Genomic DNA, 25,499 nt, shown 5'->3' with positions numbered 1-25,499 from the left:
TTCGCGCCGCCCAGGCGGCGCCACCAAAAAATAAGCGAGAACACTATGCAATGGGAAGTCGTCATCGGTCTTGAGAATCACGTGCAGCTCACGACCGAATCCAAAATTTTCAGCGGTTCGCCGATCAAGTACGGCGCCGACGCCAACACGCAAGCCAGCCCAGTCGACCTGGCGCTGCCAGGCGTGCTGCCCGTGATGAACAAGCAAGCCGTCGACCGCGCGATCCGTTTTGGTTTGGCCGTGGGTGCCACCGTGGCGCCGCACTCGGTCTTCGCCCGTAAAAACTATTTTTATCCCGATTCGCCCAAGGGCTACCAGATCAGCCAGTTCGAAGACCCCGTCGTCATCGGTGGCGCCCTGACCTTCGGCTACGAAAAGGATGGCGAATTCGTCACCAAGACGGTCAACCTGACGCGCGCCCACCTGGAAGAAGACGCCGGCAAATCGCTGCATGAAGACTACGCGGGCATGAGCGGCATCGACTTGAACCGCGCCGGCACGCCGCTGCTGGAAATCGTCTCGGAACCGGAAATCCGCAGCGCCGCCGAAGCCGTGGCCTACGCCAAGGCGCTGCACTCGCTGGTCATGTGGCTGGGCGTTTGCGACGGCAACATGCAGGAAGGCTCGTTCCGCTGCGACGTCAACGTCTCCGTGCGTCCCGTCGGCCAGAAGGAATTCGGCACGCGCTGCGAAATCAAGAACCTGAACTCCTTCCGCTTCATCGAGGAAGCCGTGCACGTCGAAGTGCGCCGCCAGATCGAACTGATCGAAGACGGCGGCAAGGTCGTGCAAGCGACGCGTTTGTACGATCCGGACCGCAAGGAAACGCGCGAAATGCGCAGCAAGGAAGACGCCCAGGATTACCGCTACTTCCCGGACCCTGACTTGCCGCCGCTGGTCATCTCGCAAGCGTGGATCGATACGGTCAAAGCCTCGATGCCGGAACTGCCGGCCGCCATGCGCGCCCGCTTCATCAGCGAATACGCGCTGCCGGACTACGATGCGCTGGTGCTGACGCAATCGAAAGCCATGGCCACCTATTTCGTCGCCGTGGTGGACAAGGCCGGCAAGGAAAACGCCAAGGCCGCCGCCAACTGGCTGATGGGCGACGTGTCGTCGACCCTGAACCGCGAAGGCGTGGACCTGGACGACGCGCCCGTCTCCGCCGCGCAGCTGGCCGCCATGCTCAAGCGCATCGCCGACGGCACGATCTCGAACAAGGCGGCGAAGGAAGTCTTTGCCGGCATGTGGGAAGCGAAGTCAAACGACGAGAACCTGGTCGACGCCATCATCGACGCCAAGGGCCTGAAGCAGATCTCGGACTCGGGCGCCCTGGAAGCCATCGTCGATGAAGTGCTGGCGGCCAACGCCAAATCGGTGGAGCAGTACCGCGCCGGCAAGGAAGCGGCCATCAACGCGCTGATCGGCCAGGCCATGAAAGCGTCCAAAGGCAAGGCCAATCCGGCCCAGCTGACGGAACTGCTGAAGGCCAAACTGGCGGGCTGACCGTCCGCTTGAAAAAAAAGGACGCTGCGGCGTCCTTTTTTTATGCGTCCCCCGCTTGCAGGTATCATCATGGATTCTTCCACGCACCTGTGAACCCTCCATGAACAAGATCAAGACCGGCCTGGTCGGCTACGGCTTTGCCGGCTCCACCTTCCACGCTCCCGTGCTGTCCACCATCGATGCCCTGGAGCTGACGGCCGTCGCCTCCAGCAAGCCGGAGCTCGTGCGCAAGGATTGGCCGCACGCCACCGTGTATGCGGATGCGGCGCAGCTGTTTGCCGATGCATCGATCGAACTGGTCGTCATCGCCGCGCCCAACGAAGCGCATTTCAGCCTGGCGCAGGCGGCACTGCAGGCGGGCAAGCACGTAGTGGTCGACAAGCCCTTCACCATTTCCAGCGCCGAAGCACAGAGCCTGATCACGCTGGCGCAAGAACGCAAGCTGGTGCTCAGCGTGTATCACAACCGGCGCTGGGATGGCGACTTCCTGACCTTGAAAGCGCTGCTGGCACAGGGTACGCTGGGGCGCATCGCCAGCGTCGAATCGCATTTCGACCGTTTCCGCCCCGAGATCCGCCAGCGCTGGCGCGAGTCCGGCGCACCCGGTGGCGGCTTGCTGTACGACCTGGGTCCGCACATGCTGGACCAGGCCATGCAACTGTTCGGTCAGCCGGAAAAACTGTACGCCGATATCGTCCTGCAACGCGATGGCGCGCAGGCTGTCGATTATTTCCACCTTGTGCTGTACTACGACCGGCTGCGCGTGGTGCTGCAAGCCGGTTGCCTGGTAAAAGCGCCGACGGCGCGCTTCACCGTGCATGGCGACAAAGGCAGTTTCGTGAAGTTTGGCCTCGACCCGCAGGAAGACGCCCTGAAGGCAGGCGCCAGGCCGGGCCAGCCCGGCTGGGGCGTGGACCCCGTGCGCGGCGCGCTGTACCTGGGCACGCAGCCGGACGGGCACTGTGAACACCTGGAAATGCAGGCGGGCCGCTACCAGGACTTTTACCAGGGCATGGCCGACGCCATCCGCCACGGCGCAGCGGCGCCCGTGGCGGCCGAGGACGCGGCGGCGACGATACGCCTGATCGAACTGGCGCTGCAAAGCGCCGCCGAAGGGCGCGTGCTCGCGGTCAGCTGATCGGGCTGCCGTCGCAGCATCAAGGCCGGCCCTGGTTCGTTCCCGCCGGCCAGACCAGCTCCACGCGCGCGGAACTGCCCGCCTTGACCTGCACCTTGCGTTCCAGGGTCTTGCCGGCCAGGATGGCGCGCAGGCTGTAGCTGCCCGGCGCCAGTTTCGCCAGCAGGAACGGGCCGCTGGCCGTCGTTTCCAGCACCAGCGCGCCCTTGGCGTCGCGTATTGTCAGCTTCACGTCGGAGGCAAACTCCGCCTTGCCCGCCGCCTGCACGGAAAACACCAGGCTCAAGGGCCAATGCCGGCTGGCGCTCTTGATGGCAGTCGACTCATCGAGGCCGATACCGCCGCTCAGGTACTCCACCGTCCCGTTCTTCTGCACGGGCGGCAAGGCATTATCGCCCTGCGCCTGCGCCGCACTTCCCAGCAACAGCCCGGCGGCCAGCATCGCCGCCGCCAGGCCCAGGGTACCGCGTCTGTTTAATGCCATCTCACTCTCCTCATGTCGGTTGAATCAAGATAGGAAGCGCAGCTTAAGCCAGTCTTAGCTTAGCGCCGGCGCATGGCGTCGGCGATCTTCTGGTCCGTCTTGTACTGGCTCAGCGCATATACGGCCCAGATCGTCGCCGGCAGCCAGCCGATCAGGGTAATTTGCAGGATCAGGCAAATGATGCCGGCGATCGGACGGCCGATCGTGAAAAAAGTCAGCCACGGGAGTAACAGGGCAATCAGCAAGCGCATCGTTCGTTCCTTGAGTATTCCCCTGTGCCGCGGGGACCGGGCCGGCATGCGCCGACGGTAAATTCAGTGAATCCGATTATAACGATACCTGGCCCTCAAGCCTGCACGGGTGCGAGCAGTTTCTCCATCCAGGCCAGGATGGCGGCGAAGATCACGTCACGGTTCACCTCATTGAAGTTCTCGTGATAATTGGCCGGGTAAAAATGGTAGTCGAGCAGGCCATCGGGCACGCTGCGCAGCAGGCTTTCCGTGGCGCGGCTGTCGGCCAGCTTGTCGTCGCCCGCCACCACGGCGAACAGGGGGAAACGCCAGTCCGACAAGCCGCCCGCCAGTTCCTTTTGCGCCGACATCAAGGCATGGGCGAAGCGCACCGACGCCGCACTGGCGCGGATGCCGTCGCGCTCATCCTGGAAATGCCGCGCGGTGATGGTCTGATCGTGCGTCAGCAGCATGGTCAGATTCCCCAGCGGCACTTTCATCGTCGGGAAGCGCTGCGCCAGCCAGCCGGACAGCATCTGCAGCACCTTCGGCACGGGAATCGCATTCACGTAATACGGCGATGAAATAACAAAGCCCTTGATGGCCGGGTCGCCCGCAAAACGCCGCAGCCCCAGGTGCGTGGCGATCAGGCCGCCCATGGAGTGCCCCATGACAAAAATCGGCACCCCGGGATACGCCTGCTTGACCCACGCGAGGAACAGCTCTTCATCGTCGAGGAAGGCCTCGAACGAAGGAATATCGACCTTGCGCTGGCCATCGTGGCCCACCATGTCGAAGCTGACGGTGGCGATGCCGTGCTGGCGAAAATACAGCGCCGGCGTGACATAGTCGCCCGCATGCGCCATGCCGCCGTGGATCGCCAGGATCACGGCGCGTGGGTGCTCCGGCTGCCAGATGTGGATGGGCCGCTCGACCTGGTCGCTGCACAGCAGGCTGGCCATCTTGTCTTCTGAAAAACGCATCGCTGCTCCTGTCATGCCCTGTCACGCCTTCAGATGATCGATCAACTGGCGCGCATACAGGGGTAATTCACTGAACTGGCGCACGCAAATCGTCAGATTGCGTACCGACCAGGGATCGGATAATTCCAGGCAGCGCAGCGCCATCGTCTGCTGGCAGCGGCTGGCCGCCGCCAGCGGCACGACGCTGATGCCCACGCCGCTGGCCACCATGCGGCACACGGCATCGAAACTGCGCAGGCGCACGCGCACCTTTAACGGGCGGCCCAGGCGCGCCGCGTGCATGCCCAGGTACTGCTGCATCGCGCTGTCATCGGCCAGGCCGATGAAATCGTGATCCAGCACGCTGGCAAAGTCGACGACGCCATCGTGTCCGAGCGCGCGGTGATGCACGCCGTCGGCCGCCGCGATGACCACCAGCCGGTCGGGGCGGAACAAAAATGTCTGCAAGCCGCGCATGTCGACCGAGTCGGACACGATGCCCATGTCGGCCAGCCCTTCCGAGACGGCCTTGACGATATCGTAACTGAGGCGCTCTTCCAGGTCGATGGTCAGGTTCGGATGGCGGTCGAGAAAAGCACCGAGCGCCTCGGGCAAAAATTCGCTGAGCGCGGCCGTATTGCACAGCAGCCGCAACTGCCCTTTCAAACCGCGCGCAAATTCGCCGAGCTCACCGCGCATTTTCTCCATTTGCAGCAATACGAGGCGCGCGTGATGCAGCAAAGTCTGCCCCACGGGTGTCGGCTCCACGCCGCGCCGCCCGCGCAGCAGCAGGGGCATGCCCAACATCTCTTCCATGCCGCGCACGCGCGCGCTGCTGGAGGCCAGCGCCAGGTGGCTGCGCGCGGCGCCCGCCGTCAGGCTGCCCGCCTCCACCACGTTGACGAACAGCTGCAAATCAACCAGATCAAAACGCATGGCAGCTCTCCTTTTCGCCATCTTATCAGCCTTCGTATTTTACTGAGGCTGACTCAAAATAATCCACCTTGGCGAAAGTCCCGGGCAAGCGCAGAATCCACGCAAAATCACTGTGGGATACAAAAGATGGAGACGTCATTCCTGCTGGCCGTCGGCGCCAGTTTCCTCGTCGCTGGCTTCGTCAAGGGCATAGTCGGATTGGGCCTGCCGACGGTGGCCATGGGCACGCTCAGCCTTGTCATGCCGCCCGTGCAGGCGGCGGCGCTGCTGATCGTGCCGTCGATGGTGACGAATGTGTGGCAACTGGCGGCCGGCCCCGGCCTGCGCGCGCTGATGCGGCGCCTGTGGCCCATGCTGGCCGCCGTCATGGGCGGCACCCTCGCGGGCGGCGCGCTGCTGCCGAAGGATAGCGGTATTTGGGCCATCGTCGCGCTGGGCGTGGCGCTGATGCTGTATGCGTTGGCGGGCCTGTTCTCGCTGCAGCTGCGCGTGCCGGCGCGGCACGAAGCGTGGCTGGGCCCCGTGATGGGCGCGGCAACGGGCCTGGTGACGGCCGCCACGGGCGTGTTCGTCATCCCCGCCGTGCCGTATCTGCAGGGACTGGGCCTGGCGCGCGACGCCCTGATTCAGGCGCTGGGCCTGGCGTTTACCGTGTCGACCGTGGCGCTGGCGGCCAGCCTGGCGCTGCACGGCGACTTCAGCCTCGGTGCGGCTGGCGCTTCCGCATATGCGCTGCTGCCCGCGCTGGCCGGCATGCTGGCCGGCCAATGGCTGCGCGGGCGCATCTCGCAGCAGGTGTTCAAGCGGTGTTTTTTTGTCGGGCTGTTCGCCCTGGGCCTGCATGCGGCGCTCAAACCATGGCTGGCGTGATGCACATCGATTGGCAAGGGGACAGCGCGCTGTGCGCGTGGATCGACGGCCAGCAAGTGGCCATGCTCGATATCAGCAAACATGCGGATGACGTGACGGTAAACATGCTGTTCGTGAAACCGCCGTTCCGCCGGCGCGGCATCGGTGGCGCGCTGTTGCGGCGGCTGTTGCAATGCCACCCATCGGCCGGTGCTGCCTGCAGCGACCCGCGGCTGCGGGCGCTGCTGGAAAAACCGACTTAAATGCCGTAGCGCGTACGGTAGGCGGAAACGGCTTCTTTATGTTTCAGCAGTTCCGGATCGGCGCCCGCGCCATTCAGGTAGCCGAACAAGTCGTCCAGGTTGCCGATCGAGATGACGGGGATGCCGTACTGTTTCGACACTTCCTGCACCGCCGAACTGGGCGACAGCTGGCCGTCCGGGCCCGAACGCTCCATGCGGTCCAGGGCGATCAGCACGGCGCAAGGCTCGGCGCCGGCGGCGCGGATCATGTCCACCGATTCGCGCACCGAGGTGCCGGCCGAGATCACATCGTCAATGATGACGACCTTGCCATGCAGCTTGGCGCCGACGATGGTGCCGCCTTCGCCATGGTCCTTGGCTTCCTTGCGGTTGAAGGCGAACGAGGTGTTGCGGCCCTTGCCGGCCAGCGCCACGGCGGTGGCCGACGCCAGGGTGATGCCCTTGTAGGCGGGCCCGAACAGCATGTCGAATTCGACGCCCGAGTCGAGCAGGGTCTGCGCGTAGAACTGCGCCAGTTCGGCCAGGGTGGCGCCGTCATGGAACAGGCCCGCATTGAAGAAGTACGGCGACTGGCGTCCGGCCTTGGTGGTGAACTCGCCAAACCGCAAGACGCCCTTGGATACTGAAAACGCGATAAACTGCTGGCGTAAATTATTCACATTAGCCTCATTTTTTAAAAGTGCCTGTATTTTAATCCGCGCGCAGCGGCGAGACAATCGCCATGCCGCGCCCGCCGGCCCCGCCCAGCGTCCTTTTACTCTCGACCTATGCCAAAAATTATCTCCGCCAACCTGAACGGCATCCGTTCCGCCGCCAAAAAAGGCTTTTTCAACTGGATGGGCACGCAAACGGCCGATTTCATCTGCGTGCAGGAATTGAAGGCGCAACTGCCCGACATGACGCCGGAATTCCTCAACCCGCACGGCTATCATGGCCATTTCCACTATGCCGAGAAAAAGGGTTATTCCGGCACGGGCGTGTACAGCAAGGTGGAGCCGGACGCCGTGCATATCGGCTTCGGCAGCCCCGAATTCGATGCCGAAGGCCGCTATGTGCGCTGTGATTTTGGCAACCTGTCCGTCATTTCCGTGTACTGCCCGTCCGGCTCATCCGGCCCGGAGCGCCAGGAAGCCAAGTTCCGCTTCATGGAACTGTTCCTGCCGCACCTGCTGGCATTGAAGGCGCTGGGGCGCGAAGTGGTCATCTGCGGCGACTGGAACATCGCCCACCACGAAATCGACCTGAAAAACTGGAAGGGCAACAAGAAGAATTCCGGCTTCCTGCCAGAGGAACGCGCATGGCTGACGCGCGTCTTCGACGAAGTGGGCTTTGTCGACGTGCACCGCGGCCTGGACAAGCGCGAAGACCAGTACACGTGGTGGAGCAACCGCGGACAAGCCTACGCGAAGAACGTGGGCTGGCGCATCGACTATCACGTCGCCACCCCCGGCATCGCGGCCCAGGCGCATACGGTCAGCGTCTACAAGGACGAGCGGTTTTCCGACCACGCACCGTTGATCATCGATTACACGGTCAAGGGCTGATCTTTGACACGCCAATGGGGGTGTCGGCTTACGCCAGCATGCGCCGGCTTTCAAAGTGGCGCGGCTCGCCGCTCAACGGATCCGTGAAATCGATCGCCCGCGCCAGCAGCTGCAGCGGGTGCGACATGTCGTCTTCCTGGCATCGCTGGGCCAGCGGATAAAACGCATCGTTGACGATGGGGATGCCGAGTGCAGCCAGGTGCACGCGCAGCTGGTGCTTGCGCCCCGTGTGCGGGTGCAGCCGGTACAGGTTCACCCCGCCGCGCCGTTCGATCACGTCGATGACGGTTTCCGAGTTCGGCTCGCCCGCCTCCTCGCGCATGAGGAAGAACTGCTCGCCCTCGACCATGCGGCTGCGATAGGTGAATGGAAAATCGCGGCCATCCAGGTGCGGCGCCAGGGCCTCATACGTCTTGCGCACCTCGCGGCGCTGGAACAGCGACTGGTAGGCGCCCCGGCTGTCTACCTGGCGCGAAAAAATCACCACGCCAGCCGTCTCGCGGTCGAGGCGGTGGATCGGCGTCAGCTCGGCGCAGTCCAGGTTTTTCTTCAGGCGCGTCAGCAGGGTCTCCTGCACGAAGCGCCCGGCCGGCGTCATGGGCAAAAAATGCGGCTTGTCGACCACCACCAGGTGTTCATCCTGGAACAGGATCTCTTCGTGGAACGGAATCGGCGTTTCCCGTTCCAGCTCGCGGTAGTAAAAAATGCGCATGCCGCGCTTGTACGCGCTGCCGGGACCGAGCACGGCGCCGTCGCCATTGAGCACTTCGCCGCGCGCCATGCGGTCCAGCCATTGCGCGGCGCCGATCTGCGGATAGCGCTCGATCAGAAAGGTGAGCATGTCCGGCCATTGCCCTTCCGGCAGCCACAGATAACTGGGCGCCACGCCGTCGCGCAGGGGCAACGGTGCGGCGGCGTGACGTTTCGCCATCCTAGCGCTGCGCGATGGCGGTGCTGCGGTACGGCGGCAAGGCGTCCACGCTGACGCCCTTGCTGCGCGCGTACAAGGGCAGCACTTGCGCCATGTGGCTGTTCATCTGCGAGATACGGTCCTTGCCCGACGGATGGGTCGAGAGGAATTCCGGCGGCGCGCCCTTGCTCACGGCGGCCATTTTCTGCCACAGGATCACGCCCGCACGCGGATCGAAGCCGGCGCGCGCGGCCAGGTCCATGCCGATCAAATCTGCCTCGCGTTCGTCGTCGCGCGAGAACTTCAGCATCACGCCCTGCGCCGCCATATTCGTGGCGGTACTGGTGATGTTCGGATCGACGCCGAGCCAGGCTGACAGCCCGGCGCCGGCCAGCTTGGCGCCGACGGCGGCCAGGTTGCCCTTGCCGGCCTGCGCCTGCGAGTGTTCGCGCAGCGCGTGCGAAATTTCATGCCCCATGACGATGGCCACTTCATCGTCGGTCAAATTGAGCTTAGTGATGATGCCGCTGTAAAAAGCGATCTGCCCGCCCGGCATGCAAAAGGCATTGACCTCGTCCGAGTTGAGCAGGTTGACCTGCCAGTTCCAATTGGCCGCCGCCTCGTTCCAGCGCGTGGCGAACGGGATGATGCGCTGGGCGATGGCGCGCAAACGCCTGACCTGCGGGTCGCTGTCGGGCACCAGCGCGTTTTTTTCCTTCGCTTCGTTGACCAGCTGCGTATATTGCTGCTTCGATTCTGCATTGAAGTCGGCGCCGCCGGCAAAGATGCGCGAGGTCGACAAGGGCCGCACCTTGATGCCATCCTGCATCGTCGCCTGCTGGGCGTGGGCGGACAGGGGGGCCAGGGCGGTGGCCGCGCACAGGCTGGCCAGGACGGCGTAACGTTTAAGGGATATTGGTGCCATTGGCAGACCTCCATGGAGCGATTTTAGGCAGCATCATCATGGCCGGGAAGGCCAGGAAGAAGCACACGATGAAAAACGAAAACCAGCCCAGTTCCGCGACCAGAAAGCCCACCGAGGCATTGATCAGGGTGCGCGGCACGGCGCTCAGGCTGGAAAACAAGGCATATTGCGTAGCAGTGTAGCGCGGGTCCGTGGTGCGCGACAGGAACGCGACAAAGGCGGCCGCACCCAGGCCCAGGCTGGCGAACGCTTCAAAACCGATCACGGCGCTGAGCAGCATGGTGTTCGGCCCCACCTGCGCCAGCCAGGCGAATCCCAGAATCGCGATCGCCTGCAGCGCGCCAAACACCCACAGACCCCGGTTGATGCCCAGCTTGAGCATCCACACGCCGCCCACCACGCCGCCGGCCAGGCTGGCCCAGAAACCCGTGGTGTTGGCGGCCAGGCCGATCTGCGTCATGCTGAAACCCAGGTCCAGATAAAACTTCGTCGCCAGCGCCGTGGCCATGCTGTCGCCGATCTTGTAGAGTAATACGAAGGCGAGTATCCACATTGCGTTACGCCAACCATCGCGCGCGATGAACTCCTGGAATGGCAGGATGATGGCTTCGCGCATGGTCTTCGGCGGCGAGCCGTACACGGTCGGTTCCTTGATCAGCAGGGTGCAGACGAGGCCCGGCAACATGAAGGCGGCCGTGATCCAGAAGACGGGCTGCCACGGCATGCGGTCGGCCAGGATCAGCGACAGCGCGCCCGGCACCATGCCCGCCACTTTATACGCGTTGACGATGACGGCGGCGCCCAGGCCCTGCTCGTTATCGTCCAGGATTTCGCGCCGGTAGGCGTCGATGACGATATCCTGGCTGGCCGACAGAAAAGCCACGCCGCCCGCGGCGGCGGCGATCAGGCCGATCTGCGTGAGCGGATCGAGCATGCCCATGGCGCCGATGGCAAAAAACAGCGCCACTTGCGTCAGCGCCATCCAGCCGCGCCTGCGTCCCAGGCCCAGGATGCGGTAGCGGTCCATCAGGGGCGCCCACAGGAATTTCCAGATGTACGGGAACTGCACCAGGGCGAACAGCCCCAGCGCCTTGACGTTCAGTCCCGACTTGGCCAGCCATGCCTGCAGCAGGTACAGCAGGATGAACAGGGGCAGGCCGGAACTGAAGCCCAGCACCAGCACGGCCAGCATGCGGCCGCTGACGTAGGAACGCCAGCCAGGCGCCGGGCTTGTGGTCATCAATGCACCGCTTTTTTACGCAGGCGGAAGACGGCCAGGTCGCCGCGCAGGTTCGGCAGCACGGAGACCATCTTGCCTTCGGCCAGGGCCACGCAGTCGATCACTTCCAGGCCGCATTCCTCGGCCAGTTCGCGGAAGTCGTTGATGGTGGCGCAGCGCACGTTGGGCGTGTCGTACCACTGGTAGGGCAGCGACTTCGACACGGGCATGCGTCCTTTCAGCAGCGCCACGCGGTGCGGCCAGTAGGCGAAGTTGGGGAACGAGACGATGGCCTCGGCGCCCACGCGCACGATGTCGCGCAGCAGCGGCTCGACCTGCTTCATCATCTGCAAGGACGACAGGCACAGCACCGTATCGAAACTGTTGTCGCCAAAGATGGCCAGGCCCTTTTCCATGTCTTGCTGGATCACGTTCACGCCGCGCAGGGTGCTGGCCAGCACCTTGTCGTCGGCGATCTCGATGCCATAGCCGCTGCATTCCTTGTCGCTTTGCAGATACTGCAGCATCACGCCTTCGCCGCAGCCCACGTCCAGCACATGCGCGTTGTTCGGCACCCAGTGGGCGATGAAGGCCAGGTCGGGGCGCAGTGCGCTCAATTCGTCAAAAGTCATGCGGTCTCCTTGGCGCCCTGGCGGACGGCGGTATGCGGTGCAGGAACGGGCAAGCCCGTCCCGATGTCGTGCCAGACCTGGCCATAATAGGCGCGCACCATGTTCATGTAGCGCGCATCTTCCAGCAGGAAAGCGTCGTGGCCATGCGGAGCGTCGATTTCGGCATAGGTGACCTGGCGGCGGTTGCACACCAGCGCTTCGACGATTTCGCGGCTGCGCTCGGGCGAGAAGCGCCAGTCGGTGGAAAACGAGGCGAGGAAGAACTTGGCTTTCGTGCCCGACAGGGCCTTGGCCAGGTCGCCGCCATGCGCGCGCGCCGGATCAAAATAATCGAGCGCCTTGGTAATCAGTAAATACGTGTTGGCGTCGAAGTACTCGGAGAACTTGTCGCCCTGGTAGCGCAGATACGATTCGATCTCGAAATCGATGCCGAAGCCGAATTTGTAGTCGCCCGTCTGCGCCGCGTCGCGCAGCTTGCGGCCGAATTTTTCGGCCATGTCGTCATTCGACAGATACGTGATGTGGCCCACCATGCGCGCCACGCGCAAGCCGTTCTTCGGCACCACGCCGTGCGCATAAAAGTCACCGCCACGGTAGTCAGGGTCGGACAGGATGGCCTGGCGCGCCACGTCGTTGAAGGCGATGTTCTGCGCCGACAGCTTGGCCGTCGAGGCGATCACCACGCAGTGACGCAGCCGCTCGGGAAACATGATGCTCCACGCCAGCGCCTGCATGCCACCCAAAGATCCTCCCATCACGGCGGCGAACTGGGCGATGCCCAGTTCATCGGCCAGGCGCGCCTGCGCGCTGACCCAGTCTTCCACCGTGACGACGGGGAAAGAGGCGCCATATGGCTTGCCGGTGGCGGGATTGGTGTGCATGGGGCCAGTCGAGCCGAAGCAGGAGCCCAGGTTGTTGACGCCGATGACGAAGAATTTGTCCGTGTCGAGCGGCTTGCCCGGTCCCACCATATTGTCCCACCAGCCGGTGCTTTTCGGTTCGTCCGCGTAGACGCCGGCCACGTGGTGCGAGGCGTTCAGGGCGTGGCAGACCAGCACCGCGTTCGATTTGTCGGCGTTCAGGGTGCCGTAGGTTTCATACATCAACATATAGTCGCGCAGCGATGCGCCGCTTTGCAGCTGCAGGGGTTGCGCAAAATACATGGTTTGCGGCGAAACGATTCCAATGGATGACATGTGTGTCGGTTTATAAAGGGGGTGGCCCCACGGGCCATGGTCGATGCGGCACCGCGATGATAGGTGCTGCAACTGTAGCATCAGGACACCTCTTGCCGCGCGCGATGTGTCCTGATGCTGATAGGTGACAGTTTACATGAGCTGCAACTGTTGCACGGCTTCCGCGATCACATTTGGCTCCATGGAACGCATAATTTTGCGCATTTGCGGTGCGATCAGGCCCAGGTCGCTGTTGAGGATCTCTTGCTTGACCGCCAACAGCTGCGCCGGATGCATGGAAAATTCGCGCAGTCCCATGCCCAGCAGCAAGCGCGTGAGCTTCACGTCGCCCGCCATTTCGCCGCACACGGCCACGTCGATGCCCGCCTTGTGGCCGGCCGCGATCGTCATCGAGATCAGTTGCAGCACGGCCGGGTGCAGCGGATTGTACAAATGCGCCACTTCGTAGTCGACGCGATCGATGGCCAAGGTGTACTGGATCAGGTCATTCGTGCCGATCGACAGGAAATCCATGCGCTTGACGAACATGGGCAGGGCCAGCGCGGCGGCCGGAATTTCGATCATGGCGCCCACTTCGACGGCATCGTCGAACTTGACGCCCTCCTCGCGCAGACTGGCCTTGGCTTGCGCGATCATGGCCAGCGACTGGTCGATCTCGAACGCATGCGCCAGCATGGGAATCAGGATGCGCACCTTGCCGAACGCCGAGGCGCGCAGGATCGCCCGCAACTGCGTCAGGAACAGTTGCGGCTCGGCCAGGCAGTAACGGATGGCGCGCAGGCCCAGCGCGGGATTCAAGGCTGTATGGTCGGACTGGTCGAGCGGCTTGTCGGCGCCGATGTCGAGCGTGCGGATGGTCACCACGCGCCCTTTCATCGACTGCACCGTGTTGCGGTAAGCTTCGAACTGCTCATCCTCGGTGGGAATCTTGTGGGCGCGGCCCATGAACAGGAATTCGGAGCGGAACAGGCCCACGCCGCTGGCGCCGGACTCCAGCGCAAACGGACAATCCTCGGGCAGTTCGATATTCGCCAGCAGGGTGATGGGGGTACCGCATTTGGTGACGGCCGGCGTCTTTTTCAGCTTGCCCAGTTTCTTGCGCGCGCGCTGCATGGCCACCTGGCGCTCGCGGTACTGCTCCAGCACCAGCGCGCTGGGGTTGGCGATGACCACGCCGGCGTCGCCGTCGATGATCAGCCAGTCGTCCTGCTCGATCAGCATCGACGCCTGCGACATGCCGACGGCGGCCGGGATATCGAGGCTGCGCGCGACGATGGCCGTGTGCGAGTTCTGTCCGCCCACGTCGGTAATGAAGCCGATGAAGGAGCGGTCGCGAAATTGCAGCATGTCGGCCGGAGAAATATCGTGGGCGACCACGATCATCTGCGCCACCTGCTCATCCGCGGTGGCCGCCTTGGGCAGCAGCTGTTCCGTGCCCAGCAAGACCTTCAGCACGCGCTCTGCCACTTGCTGGATATCGGCCTTGCGCTCGCGCAAATACGGGTCTTCGATTTCGTCGAACTGCGCCGATAATTCATCGATTTGCGTCAGCAGCGCCCATTCGGCGTTGTAATGGCGCGAGCGGATGATGTCGAGCGGCGCTTCGGCGATCAATGGGTCCGACAGGATCAGCGCGTGCACGTCGATGAACGCGCCCAGTTCCGTGGGGGCGTCTTTCGGCAACTCGTTCCACAGGGTTTGCAGTTCCTTGTGGACGGCGGCGATGGCGTTTTGCAAACGCTGGACTTCGGCTTCGATCTGTTCCTGGGCGACCAGGTAGTGTTTGACGTCAAGGGCGGCCGGCGCCAGCAGATGCGCGCGGCCAATGGCGATGCCGCGGGAGACCGGGATGCCGTGGAGCGTGAAAGATGCCATGGGGTGACCTGTCGGAATGCGGCTGCGGCTACGTTCGGCGGGCATTACTCGCCTTCGCCAAACCTGTCATTAATCAGGGCTGTGAGGGCATCGACACATGCCTGCTCATCATCGCCCTCGGCTTCCAGGGTCACTTTCGCGCCCTTGCCGGCGGCCAGCATCATCACGCCCATGATGGACTTGGCGTTGATGCGGCGCGCGTTGCGGGTCAGCCAGACGTCGCTCTTGAACTTGGCGGCGAGCTGGGTAAATTTGGCGGAGGCGCGTGCGTGCAGTCCCAGCTTGTTGATGATTTCGAGTTCTCTTTGAATCATTTTTGTATGGTCTCTATCCCTGAATGCGCTACGCTGATGACAATCTTGGCCTATAAAACCCGCCGCCTTCGGGGCGGCGGCCATGCATTTCCTTATTCGCCCACGCGGATGCGGTTATCGACGCGCACGGCGCCGCTTTGCGCACCGGCCAGCGCCATCTCCACCACCACGTCGAGCGTGTCGCGGCGATACGTGATGGCGCGCAGCAGCATCGGCAGGCTGATGCCGGCGATCACTTCCACCCGGCCCGCATCGGCCAGCTTGTTGCAGCAGTTCGACGGCGTGCCGCCCTTCACGTCGGTAATCACCAGCACGCCGGAGCCGTCGTCGAGGCGGCAGATGGCGTCCGACGCCAGCTTCTGCACTTCCGCCAGATCCTGGTCGGCGACGACGTCGATGGCTTCAAAACGTTCCGTTGGCCCGCGAAACACATGCGCGCAGGCGGCGATGAACGCCTGTCCCAGCGGTGCATGTGTCATGAGCAAAATCCCTACCATGGTCATTTCGCCGTCTGACGCTGCTGCGCTTGCGCAACGCCATGCTCGACGGCGTCGACAAACATGGCAGCCACATCAAAGCCCGTCTGCTGCATGATTTCCTGGAAGCAGGTCGGGCTGGTGACGTTGACTTCCGTCAGATAGTCGCCGATCACGTCCAATCCTACCAGCATCAGGCCCCGCGCGGCCAGGATCGGGCCCAGTTTTTCAGCGATTTCCAGGTCGCGCGCCGTCAAGGGCTGCGCCACGCCCGTGCCGCCGGCCGCCAGGTTGCCCCGTACTTCACCCGCCTGCGGGATGCGCGCCAGCGAAAACGGCACCGGCTTGCCGCCGATGACGAGGATGCGCTTGTCGCCCTTGACGATGTCGGCGATAAAACGCTGCGCCATGATGGTCTGCGCGCCGTTCTCGCTCAAGGTCTCGATGATGGCGCCCAGGTTCAGGCCATCGGCCTTGACGCGGAAGATGCCCGTGCCGCCCATGCCGTCGAGCGGCTTGAAGATGACGTCCTGGTGCTTGGCGTGGAAGGCGCGCAAGCGCGCTTCATCCGACGTGACCAGGGTCGGCGAGGTGAATTCGGAAAACTGGGCAATGGCCAGCTTTTCATTGTTGTCGCGGATGGCGGACGGCTTGTTGAAGACGCAGGCGCCCTGTTTTTCCGCCAGTTCCAGCAAATACGTGCCGTACACGTATTCCATGTCGAACGGCGGATCCTTGCGCTCGATGATGGCGTCCAGGGTCGACAAACGCACTTCCTCGGTGGAGACGACCTTGTACCAGTCGTGTTCGTCGCCGGTCAGCTCGATGTGTTTTACCAATGCCGTGACGATGCCTTCTTCCAGCGCCATGTCCTTCTGCTCGAACGCGTACACGGCGTGGCCGCGCCTGGCCGCCTCGCGCATCATGGCGAAGGTGGAATCTTTGTAAGTCTTGAAGCCTGCCAGCGGGTCGGCAAGGAATGCAATTTTCATGGTGCGTCCAATCGGGGAGCCTGATAAGGAATGCTTGATTCTAGCCGAGATCGCCAGGCACAGTGGTCACCGCGCCCGGCCAGCCGCAGGGAGGGATCAATACACCTCGGGATTCGGGTCCGTGCGCTCCATTTCCAGCGACGCGGCCAACAAGGCCAGACGCGCCACCACGCCGTACACATAGAAGCGGTTCGGCGCGGCCGTGCCCGGCTTGGCCTTCAAATCCGGCACGGCATGCTGCTGGGCAAACGCCAGCGGCACGTACTGCGAACCGGGCGCGTTCAGGTTCTGATCGACACCCTTCTCCGCATGCACGCGGTAAAAACCGCCCACCACGTAGCGGTCGATCATGTAGACGACGGGTTCGGCCACGGCATCCTTGATGCTTTCGAAGGTCGGCACGCCTTCCTGGATGATCACGTCGGTTACCAGCTGGCCATCCTTGACGATCGACATTTTTTCGCGCTGCTTGCGCGACAGGTCACGCACTTCGCTGGCGTCGCGCACCGTCATGATGCCCGTGCCATACGTGCCCGCATCGGGCTTGACGATGACGAACGGCTTTTCCTTGATGCCGTATTCCTTGTATTTCTTGCGGATCTTGGCCAGCAGCACGTCGACGCTGGCGGCCAGCGCGTCTTCTCCCTCGCCTTCCTGGAAATTGACGTCGCTGCACTTGGCGTGGAAGGGATTGAGCATCCACGGGTCGACATCGATCATCTTGCCGAATTTTTTCACCACTTCATCGTAGGCCGTGTAGTGGTTGCTCTTGCGGCGCAAGGCCCAACCCGCGTGCAAAGGCGGCAGCAGGCTTTGTTCATGAATATTTTGCAAGATATCGGGGATGCCGTCCGACAAGTCGTTATTCAGCAAGATCGTGCACGGATCGAAATCCTTCAAGCCCAGGCGGCGGCCATTGTTCAGGCGCACGAGCGGCTCGATGACGAGCATGTTGCCATCTGGCAACGCCAAGGGCGTCGGCTGGGTGATCTCGGGCGACCAGGAACCCAGGCGTACGTGCAGGCCCGTCTGGCGGAAGATCTGCATCAGGCGCGCCACGTTTTGCAGGTATTGCGGCGTGGTGTTGTGCAATTCCGGCACCATCAGCAGGTTGCGGGCATCCGGACAATACTTGTCGATGGCGGCCATGGCCGCTTGCACGGACAAGGGCAGCATTTCCGTGGCCAGGTTATGAAAACCGCCAGGGAACAGATTGGTATCGACGGGCGCCAGCTTGTAGCCCGCATTACGCAAGTCTACCGAGCAATAGAAGGGCGGCGTGTGCTCTTGCCACTCCATGCGGAACCAGCGCTCAATGGCCGGCGTCGCGGCCAGAATCTTTTTTTCGAGGTCGAGCAGCGGTCCGGTCAGGGCCGTGACGAGATGGGGAACCATAGTTACATCCTTAAATTATGTGCAGTATTCAAAAAAGCACACAGAACTGCCGACTATATTACCGTGTAAGTACCCCAAATCGGGGCAAAAGCCTTGTTTTAAAGACCTTTTCCATTCCCACAACGAAAAAAAGGCACCTCAATGAGGCGCCTTTTCCAGCCGGACATGCCGCGCCGGGGCGCTGGCATGCCAGATAATTATCATTTAGCCATGGTAAGCTTGCTCGCCGTGGCTGGTGATATCGAGGCCTTCGCGCTCTTCCTCTTCCGGTACGCGCAGGCCGATGACGATGTCGACCAGTTTATAGGCGATGACGGAGACCACAGCCGACCAGATGATGGTGGTGCCGACCGCTTGCGCCTGCACCCACACCTGATGGCCGATCGAGTACGGATCCGCCGACATCTTGTTGGTGACATAGTCGAAGATGCCCTGGCCGCCCAGTTGTGGTGCAGCAAACACACCCGTCAGCAAGGCACCCAGGATGCCGCCCACGCCATGCACGCCGAACACGTCGAGCGAATCATCGGCGCCGATCAGGCGTTTCAGGCCATTCACGCCCCACAGGCAGATGACACCGGCCAGCAAGCCCATGACCAGGCCGCCCATCGGGCCGACAAAGCCGGCCGCCGGGGTGATCGCCACCAGGCCGGCCACGGCGCCCGATGCGCCACCGAGCATCGATGGCTTGCCTTTGCTGATCCACTCGCCAAACACCCACGACAGGGTGGCGGCGGCAGTGGCCAGCAAGGTGTTGACGAAGGCCAGGGCCGCCACGTCGCCCGCTTCCAGCGAGGAACCGGCATTGAAACCGAACCAGCCCACCCACAGCAGCGACGCGCCGATCATGGTCATCGTCAGCGAGTGCGGTGCCATCGATTCGCGGCCGTAGCCGACGCGCTTGCCGATCATGATGGCACCTACCAGGCCGGCAACGGCGGCGTTGATGTGCACCACGGTGCCGCCGGCGAAGTCCAGCGCGCCTTTTTGCCAGATCCAGCCCGCCTTCAGGGCTTCGCTGGCCGAGGTGGCGGCATTGGTGATCAGGTCAGGACCGGTCCAGAACCACACCATGTGGGCCGCTGGAAGGTAGGCGAACGTGAACCACAGCACGACGAAGGCCAGCACGGCGGAAAACTTGGCGCGCTCGGCAAAGGCGCCGACGATCAGTGCGCAGGTGATGGCGGCAAACGTGCCCTGGAATGCCACGAAGACGAACTCGGGAATGACGACACCCTTGCTGAAGGTGGCGGCGGCGGCAAACGTGCCCTTGGCCGGATCCCAGATACCGTTCAGGAACAGGCGGTCGAAGCCACCGAAGAAGGCGGTTTTTTCCGTGAAGGCGATCGAGTAGCCGTAGATGCACCACAGCACGATCACCAGCGCGAACACCATGAACACTTGCATCAGCACCGACAGCATGTTCTTCGAGCGCACCAGGCCGCCGTAGAACAGGGCCAGGCCGGGGATGGTCATCAAGATCACCAGCAAGGTGCTGATCATCATGAAGCTGGTATCGCCCTTGTTGGCGACGGGCGCGGCGGCGGGCGCGGCAGCGGCCGGGGCCGGAGCGGCGGCAGCGGGCGCGGCGTCAGGCACGGGCGTCACGGCGGGGGCGGCGACGGCCGTGGTTGTGGCCGCCTCCGTCTTGGCGGGCGCATCGGCAAAGCTCGGCGTGGCGACGCCAAACGCACACAGGCAGGCTATCCCGGCGAGCAATTTTGTTATATTTTTATGCATCAATATTCCCCTTAGAGCGCTTCGTTGCCGGTTTCACCGGTACGGATGCGGATGACCTGTTCCAGGTTGTAGACGAAAATCTTGCCATCGCCGATTTTACCGGTACGCGCGGCACCTTCGATCGCTTCGATGGCCTGGTCGACAATGGCGTCGTCGACGGCCGCTTCAATCTTGGTTTTTGGCAAGAAATCAACGACATACTCAGCCCCACGGTAGAGTTCCGTGTGACCTTTCTGGCGGCCGAACCCTTTGACTTCGGTGACGGTAATGCCTTGCACATTAATAGCCGACAAGGCTTCGCGTACTTCGTCCAGTTTGAACGGTTTAATGATTGCGGTAATCATTTTCATGGCAGTCTCGCTTAAAAGGTTTTGGACACGGTCAGCACGAGACCGGATTTCGCCAGGTTCTTGCCATTCGGTGCCAGCGACGTGATGTTGGCCTTGACGGCGGCCAGAGCCACGGTCACCACGCCGAAATCCTTGGTCACGCCGATCTTGTAATCGTTATAGCTGAGGGAATCGTTATGTGCGACCTTCTGGCGGCCCACATGCAGGTTCAGCAGATAACCTTCGTACATATCGATATTCGCGCCCACATCGAGGTAGCCGCTGTTCTTGCTGTCGGCGACACCAAACAGATTGGTCGTCGAGTGCGAGTACTTGATGTAGGCCGGACCATAGCCAAGCTGACCGTACAGCTCGAAGGTGTTGGCATTCGTGCTCAGCCCATTCGAGGGATAGAAGTAATACAGGCCGCCCACGTCATAGGTGAAATCCTTGCTGATCTCGCCCCGCTTGCCGGCATAGATATCCCATTCCAGGCTGGTATCGCCGCCGCCATCCTTGATCCATTTGATGCTCGACAGCCAGGTGCCGACATACAGGCCCGTCGGATTGTGGGTATAGTCGGCACCGCCGCTGACGGCCGGGTTCAGGCGGCTTTGCGACACACCACGGTAACGGTAATCGCTGGTCAGCGCCACGTTGTAGCTCACCACGTTATCAGGTACGGCTTCGGCCGCAGCAGGCGCTGCCACTGCATCCTGGGCCATGGCGCTACCGCACAAGGCGGTCATGGCCAGCGTCAACGCTGCTGCTAAAGTCATGTTCTTGGACAGATTCTTCATGGCGATTCCCTTTTATTGAACTTTTAAAGCGGTTGAGGTTTAAAATCTTGGCTGGAGATCACAAAGCGTTCATCACTTCTTTAGCAGAATACGTGCCAGCTCTCAGCCGCCTTGACAGGTGCATTTCCGTCCATACATACCCTGCAAGCCCTTGGGCATGCGGGAATGGGCTGCTGAAGCGTTGTGGATTTGCCTATTTTCGCACCAGATTAACACCGCTGTGCACCGCAATGGTGCGATGCACATGCCGCACCATAAAAGGACTGACCATGGACATGAATACCTTCTTTAACGACTTGCAAGGCAAGATTCACCAGGCCATCGAGAACTCGCCGGCCAAGGATATCGAGAAAAACGTGAAATCGATGATGACCCAGGGCTTCGCCCGCCTCGATCTCGTCACGCGCGAGGAATTCGATATCCAGGCGCAAGTGCTGGCCAAGACCCGCGCCAAGCTCGATGCACTGGAATTGCGCCTGATCGAACTGGAAACGCGCCTGAACGAAGCAAAGGCATAAAGTACCGCCAGCAAGGTCGCGATTTACACGGCCTTGCTGGCATATCTCAAGCCTGACAGTGCTTCAAGCGCTAGACTGATCCTGACCGCGCTCGCGCCACAGGGGAGTCTGATGAGTCTGGCCGTCCTGAAAAGCCGCGCCCTGGCCGGCATGGAGGCACCCGAGGTAAGTGTCGAAGTCCACCTTGCCAATGGCTTGCCCTCGTTTACGATAGTCGGCCTGCCGGATACGGAAGTGAAGGAATCGCGCGACCGCGTGCGCGCCGCGCTGCAAAACTGCGGCTTCGAGATGCCGGCGCGGCGCATCACGGCCAATCTGGCGCCTGCGGACTTGCCCAAGGAATCGGGCCGCTTCGTTATGGTGCTAATATAGTGTTAGGTATTAAGATAAGCAGAATCAGCCTCATAGCTTATTGATGCATACGGTCGGTTGGAGTCAGGGGGGAGGACAGCCTCAATTCGTCAAACGATGGCAGAGGCTGGTTTGCTACTACCTCCTTTTGAACAAGCAGCACGCTTGCCCAAAGGAAGGTTTGTGACATGATTCTGTTAAGCGCCACTAGCGAGTATGTGATTGCCGGACGGTCGAGGAAGGGCTTCCCAATTCTTTTGAACAGCGACATGAGTAGTTGCTCGGAAGTCAACGAATTCCTGCGCTTTTATCTACTTCGTGCCCAGATAGAGTCAAAGGGCTCCTGGGAGCCCATCAGTAGGTCGCTTTACGACTATTTTGGTTTCCTCGAGGCCCACGGACTATCGTGGAACGATGTAAACCGTGGCGAGACCAAGAACCTATTGGCTGCTTATAGAGATTATTGCTTTGGAACAGCATCACTAGCCCGTAACACCGTTATCCTGCGCATAACGTACATCTGTGAGTTTTACAAATACGCACTGCGACAAGGTTGGCTCGACACGTTGCCCTATCAATATGATCGGCGTCATCACGTTAATCGACCGCTTGGCTTCTTCGCACATTTGGCATCCAGCAACAATACTGCTTTAGGTATTTCCGCAGTGCCACGCCGACATCGTTCTTTGATCAAGTTTTTGTCCTTGGAACAAGCGCGCCTGCTGTTAAGGGCAGCGACCAACGTCCATCATGCGGCAATCATTCGCACCGGCCTGCTTACAGGTATGCGCCGAGCAGAGCTTGCGACCTTCCCCGCTGCGTATGTCTTCGACCCTAGGAAGTCCAAGGCCGTCGGAAACAATGTCAGCGTGACTCTTGATCCGACCGATGGCAGTGGCATGCGAACAAAAGGATCTAAACCACGAGTAATCTATATTGACCGCGAGGTGATGCGTGGACTCTATCGGTACAAGTCCCTTTATCGTGGCGAACGCTCATCATTGACATCCGACCAGCACTCCAATTTATTTCTGAATAAGGATGGCCAACCTTTCACGGACTGCGGGAAAGGTATTGAGGCCATCGTCCGCAATTTGGGTAAAAGCATTGGCATTTCTGCTTACCCTCACATCCTCCGCCATACTTACGCGACTCATACCCTCCACGCTTTACAACTGCGATCTTCCAGTGGAAAGGGCATTCAGCCACTGGTTTTCCTCCAACGACAACTGGGCCACTCGTCACTTAACACAACAATGGAATATTTTCATTTACTCGACCAGATTGCTACTGATGCAGCTCTTGCCTACGACGAAGAACTGAGTTTTTGGAAAGAGGATTGAGCAATGCCCAAGCGCAAGGTCTTTGTTCAGACAGATCTTTCAATTCCAATGATTGAGCGCGCGCTCCAGGAGCCAAGCGCGGTCATTGGTACACCAGAAATTCCTCCATCAAACACTGTGATTAAGTTCCAAAAAGGCACCCCTATGGGGCCTTTTGACTTCAGCCCATGGTATGGATGCGGAATTGACCAGATCACTTATGCGTATCAGCGTCAGATTGAGCGGTTCATGGCCAAACAGGATGCCGAATTGACCCAAACGACTGTTGCCGCATATTGCCATCAAGGCGCCAAATACCTATTGGGCTACTTGCTGCTACGCAGCGCGGCGTTGAGACGAGAACTGACACTGAGGGAGATCAACCGAGATACAATCGATGGGTACTTAGGTTCATTTGACGGCGAAGACCTTGAGCTCACAACGAAGGCTTGCCGTTACAATGGAGCTAAAGCCGTCCTCAAGGCACTATGCGACAGAGGTCTGATTGAAGAGGTACGCGGAGGTGACAATGCCACCTTCCCCCCCAACCCTTTTCCCGGAAAGCATCGGAAAAACAGAGGGGCCAAACCTCTGACTACAGCGGAGCGCAAAGCATTCTCGGCAGCACTACGTGATGCAGTCGCCCCCCTGTTTCGATCAGACGTCAAAGTGACAGCCGATCTCTTAGTCTTCGCGTTGCTCGTCATAGCATTACACACAGGAAGAAACACCACGCCTCTACTAGAAATGGGACTGGACTGTCTGGTCCCCCATCCCAAGGCAAATACTTCATTTCTCGTTCTGTTCAAGCGCCGTGGTTACCTTCCTAGCAAGGTTGCAATCAGAGACGAAGAACCTTCTCCTAATCTCGACTCTGTTCCCACACTGCGACCTACTGTCGCACACTTGGTTCGAATTCTGATCGAACATGCAAAAACACTTCAAGACCTTGCGCCTAAGGAATTCAAAGGCCGGGTCTTCCTCTTCCGAATGCAAACCACCGGACATGGCAAAGGCAAGGTTGGTGATGTTTCGGCAGTAGGTGTAAAAATTTTGGGTAACGCCACTCGCAAGCTCGTCAACCGTTATGAATTAAAGAACACTGACGGAAAGCCACTGCAAATCAACGTCAGTCGGCTAAGGAAGACCTTCGTGAATCGCATTTACGAGATTCTTGATGGCGATGTGGCGGGCACTGCCGCTGCAGCAGGAGACACTGTCCGCGTAACAGACGTAAGCTATCTTCGCCCTAGCGAAAACGCTACTAAAAATTGGCGATTTCTTGGAATCGCCCTCACTCATGAGCTGCTCACTGCCACTCTAGGTGCAACTGAAAGAACACCTGTTGGCCAATGCTCTGATATACACACAGGTGAGTATGCACCGAAAAAGAATGCTGAGGTCTGCATGAGCTTCTTGAACTGCATTCGCTGTCGTAACTATGTTGTCACTGCCGACGACCTCTACCGTGTTTTCAGTTTCTACTGGCGGATCCTTGCTGAGCGCGCCAAGATGAATGCCCAACGTTGGCGGCGGCAACTCTCTCACATTGTACGACTCATAGACCGCGACATTGCGGACGCAGGCATCGCTCGTGGGGCCTTTACGCGTGAAATCGTTGACCGCGAACGTGGACGTGCACGCCTAAATCCTCACCCATTCTGGCGCAATGAATCGCTGCTAGCCGAACTTGATGCCTTTACGGAGGTTTCGCCATGACGAATGCCAGTCAAGCTACAGAGGCGCCAAATGAGTTTCAATCTCAACCAGATGATGTTATAACAACATCACTTGATGAGCGGGAAAAACTCATTATATCTATGCGTCGGATCGACGGATTCCCTAAGATAATTAGCATCTATGAAGATGACGTATGGTGGCTAACAGGAAGCCCTGCCAGCACGAGCAAGTCAGTGTGCAAGATTGACTTCTCAGCCGTACCCTCACCGCTGCGGGACGTCACTAAGGCGATAATTTATCGCTATTTAAGACGAGGCGTGCGCAATGCCCGCCGCCCCCAAGCAGCCACGGCCTCGGCCACCTTCACAGACATCAGCTACTTTCTGAATTTTGTTCACAGCTTAGGAATTTCGAAGCTACGCGACATATCTCCGATGACCTGTTCCGCATATGTACAGTTCGCACGTACTAAACTTTGCTCCCTCGGTGGAAAGAATCGGGCTATCGATCCTTCGAACCGCACAGTTGCCACGACAACGCTATACAAACGCTTCGCTGCAGTGGAGAAGGTCTTTGAATTAAGCCATTACACTCAAGATGCTATGAGTCAGCACCCTTGGATTGATTCAAGTGCCGACGTCTTGGCCGGCGGTGGTAACAGCTCTGGAGCAGGTTTAACGCCATTGATTCCAGACGACGTGTTCACTAAAATCTTCCAACATGCGTTCGAGATTGTACAAGATGGCCCACGTCTTCTCGATTTACGAGACAATTTAGAGAGATTCGATTTAAAAACAGAAGTTACTTCCAGTTATCTTACAACCCTCAAAACCAAGTATCTGCGAGAAGCAGGGTGATCTTGCCCCCGTATAACCGGACACAGCCAATCGTTTAGTTAGCGCCGCTTTCCTGA

The 25,499-nt window shown here is 60.6% G+C and carries 27 protein-coding genes and 1 pseudogene; 10 read left to right on the top strand and 18 right to left on the bottom strand.

The window, feature by feature from the left end:
• Nucleotides 1-30: 30 nt before the first annotated feature.
• Nucleotides 31-1,506, top strand: coding sequence for an Asp-tRNA(Asn)/Glu-tRNA(Gln) amidotransferase subunit GatB (gene gatB, locus K0F86_RS14030; RefSeq protein WP_257572165.1), 1,476 nt, complete (start codon nt 31-33; stop codon nt 1,504-1,506).
• 100 nt (nt 1,507-1,606) lie between these two features.
• On the top strand, nt 1,607-2,644 hold the full coding sequence (locus tag K0F86_RS14025; protein ID WP_219134939.1) for an oxidoreductase: 1,038 nt from the start codon (nt 1,607-1,609) through the stop codon (nt 2,642-2,644).
• A gap of 19 nt (nt 2,645-2,663) precedes the next feature.
• Here the strand turns inward: K0F86_RS14025 and K0F86_RS14020 are convergent, their stop codons facing one another.
• The 4 genes from K0F86_RS14020 to K0F86_RS14005 all read right to left on the bottom strand — a co-directional run bounded on the left by K0F86_RS14020 (nt 2,664) and on the right by K0F86_RS14005 (nt 5,256).
• On the bottom strand, nt 2,664-3,128 hold the full coding sequence (locus tag K0F86_RS14020) for a carboxypeptidase regulatory-like domain-containing protein (protein WP_219134938.1): 465 nt from the start codon (nt 3,126-3,128) through the stop codon (nt 2,664-2,666).
• Between the two features lie 59 nt (nt 3,129-3,187).
• Nucleotides 3,188-3,379, bottom strand: a complete 192-nt coding sequence (locus K0F86_RS14015) for a YqaE/Pmp3 family membrane protein (RefSeq protein WP_070222801.1) — start codon at nt 3,377-3,379, stop codon at nt 3,188-3,190.
• A gap of 95 nt (nt 3,380-3,474) precedes the next feature.
• Nucleotides 3,475-4,341: an alpha/beta fold hydrolase gene (locus K0F86_RS14010; RefSeq protein ID WP_219134937.1), complete on the bottom strand. Its 867-nt coding sequence runs from the start codon at nt 4,339-4,341 to the stop codon at nt 3,475-3,477.
• A 21-nt stretch (nt 4,342-4,362) separates the two neighbouring features.
• Nucleotides 4,363-5,256, bottom strand: a complete 894-nt coding sequence (locus K0F86_RS14005) for a LysR substrate-binding domain-containing protein (protein ID WP_219134936.1) — start codon at nt 5,254-5,256, stop codon at nt 4,363-4,365.
• Nucleotides 5,257-5,382: 126 nt separating this feature from the next.
• Between K0F86_RS14005 and K0F86_RS14000 the strand changes: the two genes are divergently transcribed.
• Together K0F86_RS14000 and K0F86_RS13995 are read left to right on the top strand one after the other, a co-directional pair.
• Nucleotides 5,383-6,126 carry a sulfite exporter TauE/SafE family protein gene (locus K0F86_RS14000; protein WP_219134935.1) on the top strand — a complete coding sequence of 248 codons (744 nt, stop codon included), beginning with the start codon at nt 5,383-5,385 and terminating at the stop codon, nt 6,124-6,126.
• On the top strand, nt 6,126-6,368 hold the full coding sequence (locus tag K0F86_RS13995; RefSeq protein ID WP_219134934.1) for a GNAT family N-acetyltransferase: 243 nt from the start codon (nt 6,126-6,128) through the stop codon (nt 6,366-6,368). The genes K0F86_RS14000 and K0F86_RS13995 overlap by 1 nt, the downstream gene beginning before the upstream one ends.
• On the opposite strand, the gene pyrE is transcribed toward K0F86_RS13995, so the two are convergent.
• Nucleotides 6,365-7,027: an orotate phosphoribosyltransferase gene (pyrE, locus tag K0F86_RS13990; protein ID WP_035824465.1), complete on the bottom strand. Its 663-nt coding sequence runs from the start codon at nt 7,025-7,027 to the stop codon at nt 6,365-6,367. The two genes, K0F86_RS13995 and pyrE, sit on opposite strands and share 4 nt — an antisense overlap.
• Nucleotides 7,028-7,135: 108 nt before the next feature.
• On the opposite strand from pyrE, the gene K0F86_RS13985 reads away from it, so the two are divergent.
• Entirely contained in the window at nt 7,136-7,912 is a 777-nt protein-coding gene (locus K0F86_RS13985) for an exodeoxyribonuclease III (RefSeq protein ID WP_141171662.1), read from the top strand.
• Between the two features lie 28 nt (nt 7,913-7,940).
• Here K0F86_RS13985 and K0F86_RS13980 read toward each other — a convergent pair whose 3' ends face one another.
• From K0F86_RS13980 to K0F86_RS13920, 13 genes are all read right to left on the bottom strand, one after another.
• Nucleotides 7,941-8,843, bottom strand: coding sequence for a pseudouridine synthase (locus tag K0F86_RS13980; RefSeq protein WP_219134933.1), 903 nt, complete (start codon nt 8,841-8,843; stop codon nt 7,941-7,943).
• A 1-nt stretch (nt 8,844) separates the two neighbouring features.
• Nucleotides 8,845-9,747 (bottom strand): M48 family metallopeptidase, encoded by a 903-nt coding sequence (locus K0F86_RS13975; RefSeq protein ID WP_219134932.1) that lies wholly within the window; start codon nt 9,745-9,747, stop codon nt 8,845-8,847.
• Nucleotides 9,728-10,987, bottom strand: coding sequence for an AmpG family muropeptide MFS transporter (locus tag K0F86_RS13970; protein ID WP_219134931.1), 1,260 nt, complete (start codon nt 10,985-10,987; stop codon nt 9,728-9,730). The genes K0F86_RS13975 and K0F86_RS13970 overlap by 20 nt, the downstream gene beginning before the upstream one ends.
• Nucleotides 10,987-11,598 carry a methionine biosynthesis protein MetW gene (gene metW, locus K0F86_RS13965; protein ID WP_219134930.1) on the bottom strand — a complete coding sequence of 204 codons (612 nt, stop codon included), beginning with the start codon at nt 11,596-11,598 and terminating at the stop codon, nt 10,987-10,989. Before metW ends, K0F86_RS13970 begins: the two co-directional genes overlap by 1 nt.
• Entirely contained in the window at nt 11,595-12,794 is a 1,200-nt protein-coding gene (locus K0F86_RS13960) for a homoserine O-acetyltransferase (RefSeq protein WP_219134929.1), read from the bottom strand. The genes metW and K0F86_RS13960 overlap by 4 nt, the downstream gene beginning before the upstream one ends.
• A 132-nt stretch (nt 12,795-12,926) precedes the next feature.
• A complete protein-coding gene (gene ptsP, locus K0F86_RS13955; RefSeq protein ID WP_219134928.1) occupies nt 12,927-14,669 on the bottom strand; it encodes a phosphoenolpyruvate--protein phosphotransferase in 1,743 nt (580 codons plus the stop codon).
• A 44-nt stretch (nt 14,670-14,713) separates the two neighbouring features.
• The gene (locus K0F86_RS13950; RefSeq protein ID WP_034749416.1) at nt 14,714-14,983 is read right to left on the bottom strand and encodes an HPr family phosphocarrier protein; all 270 of its coding nucleotides are present in this window, start codon (nt 14,981-14,983) and stop codon (nt 14,714-14,716) included.
• A gap of 92 nt (nt 14,984-15,075) precedes the next feature.
• On the bottom strand, nt 15,076-15,480 hold the full coding sequence (locus K0F86_RS13945) for a PTS sugar transporter subunit IIA (RefSeq protein WP_035824452.1): 405 nt from the start codon (nt 15,478-15,480) through the stop codon (nt 15,076-15,078).
• Between the two features lie 2 nt (nt 15,481-15,482).
• Nucleotides 15,483-16,451 carry a glutathione synthase gene (gene gshB, locus K0F86_RS13940; RefSeq protein ID WP_219134927.1) on the bottom strand — a complete coding sequence of 323 codons (969 nt, stop codon included), beginning with the start codon at nt 16,449-16,451 and terminating at the stop codon, nt 15,483-15,485.
• A gap of 96 nt (nt 16,452-16,547) precedes the next feature.
• Nucleotides 16,548-17,846, bottom strand: a complete 1,299-nt coding sequence (gshA, locus tag K0F86_RS13935; RefSeq protein WP_219134926.1) for a glutamate--cysteine ligase — start codon at nt 17,844-17,846, stop codon at nt 16,548-16,550.
• Nucleotides 17,847-18,050: 204 nt separating this feature from the next.
• Complete coding sequence (locus tag K0F86_RS13930; RefSeq protein ID WP_306823201.1) at nt 18,051-19,586, bottom strand: ammonium transporter; 1,536 nt, start codon at nt 19,584-19,586, stop codon at nt 18,051-18,053.
• Between the two features lie 11 nt (nt 19,587-19,597).
• Nucleotides 19,598-19,936 (bottom strand): P-II family nitrogen regulator, encoded by a 339-nt coding sequence (locus K0F86_RS13925; protein WP_010393464.1) that lies wholly within the window; start codon nt 19,934-19,936, stop codon nt 19,598-19,600.
• An 11-nt stretch (nt 19,937-19,947) separates the two neighbouring features.
• On the bottom strand, nt 19,948-20,715 hold the full coding sequence (locus tag K0F86_RS13920) for a TorF family putative porin (RefSeq protein ID WP_219134925.1): 768 nt from the start codon (nt 20,713-20,715) through the stop codon (nt 19,948-19,950).
• Nucleotides 20,716-20,984: 269 nt separating this feature from the next.
• On the opposite strand from K0F86_RS13920, the gene K0F86_RS13915 reads away from it, so the two are divergent.
• From K0F86_RS13915 to K0F86_RS13895, 5 genes and pseudogenes are all read left to right on the top strand, one after another.
• Nucleotides 20,985-21,233, top strand: coding sequence for an accessory factor UbiK family protein (locus K0F86_RS13915; protein ID WP_102122177.1), 249 nt, complete (start codon nt 20,985-20,987; stop codon nt 21,231-21,233).
• A 111-nt stretch (nt 21,234-21,344) separates the two neighbouring features.
• Nucleotides 21,345-21,587, top strand: a pseudogene (locus K0F86_RS13910) (magnesium chelatase domain-containing protein); the annotation flags it as partial.
• Nucleotides 21,588-21,772: 185 nt separating this feature from the next.
• Entirely contained in the window at nt 21,773-22,927 is a 1,155-nt protein-coding gene (locus tag K0F86_RS13905) for a tyrosine-type recombinase/integrase (protein WP_219134924.1), read from the top strand.
• Between the two features lie 3 nt (nt 22,928-22,930).
• Nucleotides 22,931-24,625 carry a hypothetical protein gene (locus K0F86_RS13900; protein ID WP_219134923.1) on the top strand — a complete coding sequence of 565 codons (1,695 nt, stop codon included), beginning with the start codon at nt 22,931-22,933 and terminating at the stop codon, nt 24,623-24,625.
• Nucleotides 24,622-25,443 carry a hypothetical protein gene (locus K0F86_RS13895; protein ID WP_219134922.1) on the top strand — a complete coding sequence of 274 codons (822 nt, stop codon included), beginning with the start codon at nt 24,622-24,624 and terminating at the stop codon, nt 25,441-25,443. Before K0F86_RS13900 ends, K0F86_RS13895 begins: the two co-directional genes overlap by 4 nt.
• The last annotated feature ends 56 nt before the right edge of the window (nt 25,444-25,499 follow it).

Origin of the sequence: Janthinobacterium sp. UMAB-60 (assembly GCF_900095235.1) — a bacterium.
GTDB lineage: Bacteria > Pseudomonadota > Gammaproteobacteria > Burkholderiales > Burkholderiaceae_D > Janthinobacterium.
The sequence above is the reverse complement of the archived record's forward strand: the minus strand, read 5'-3'. Positions and strand labels throughout refer to the sequence as shown.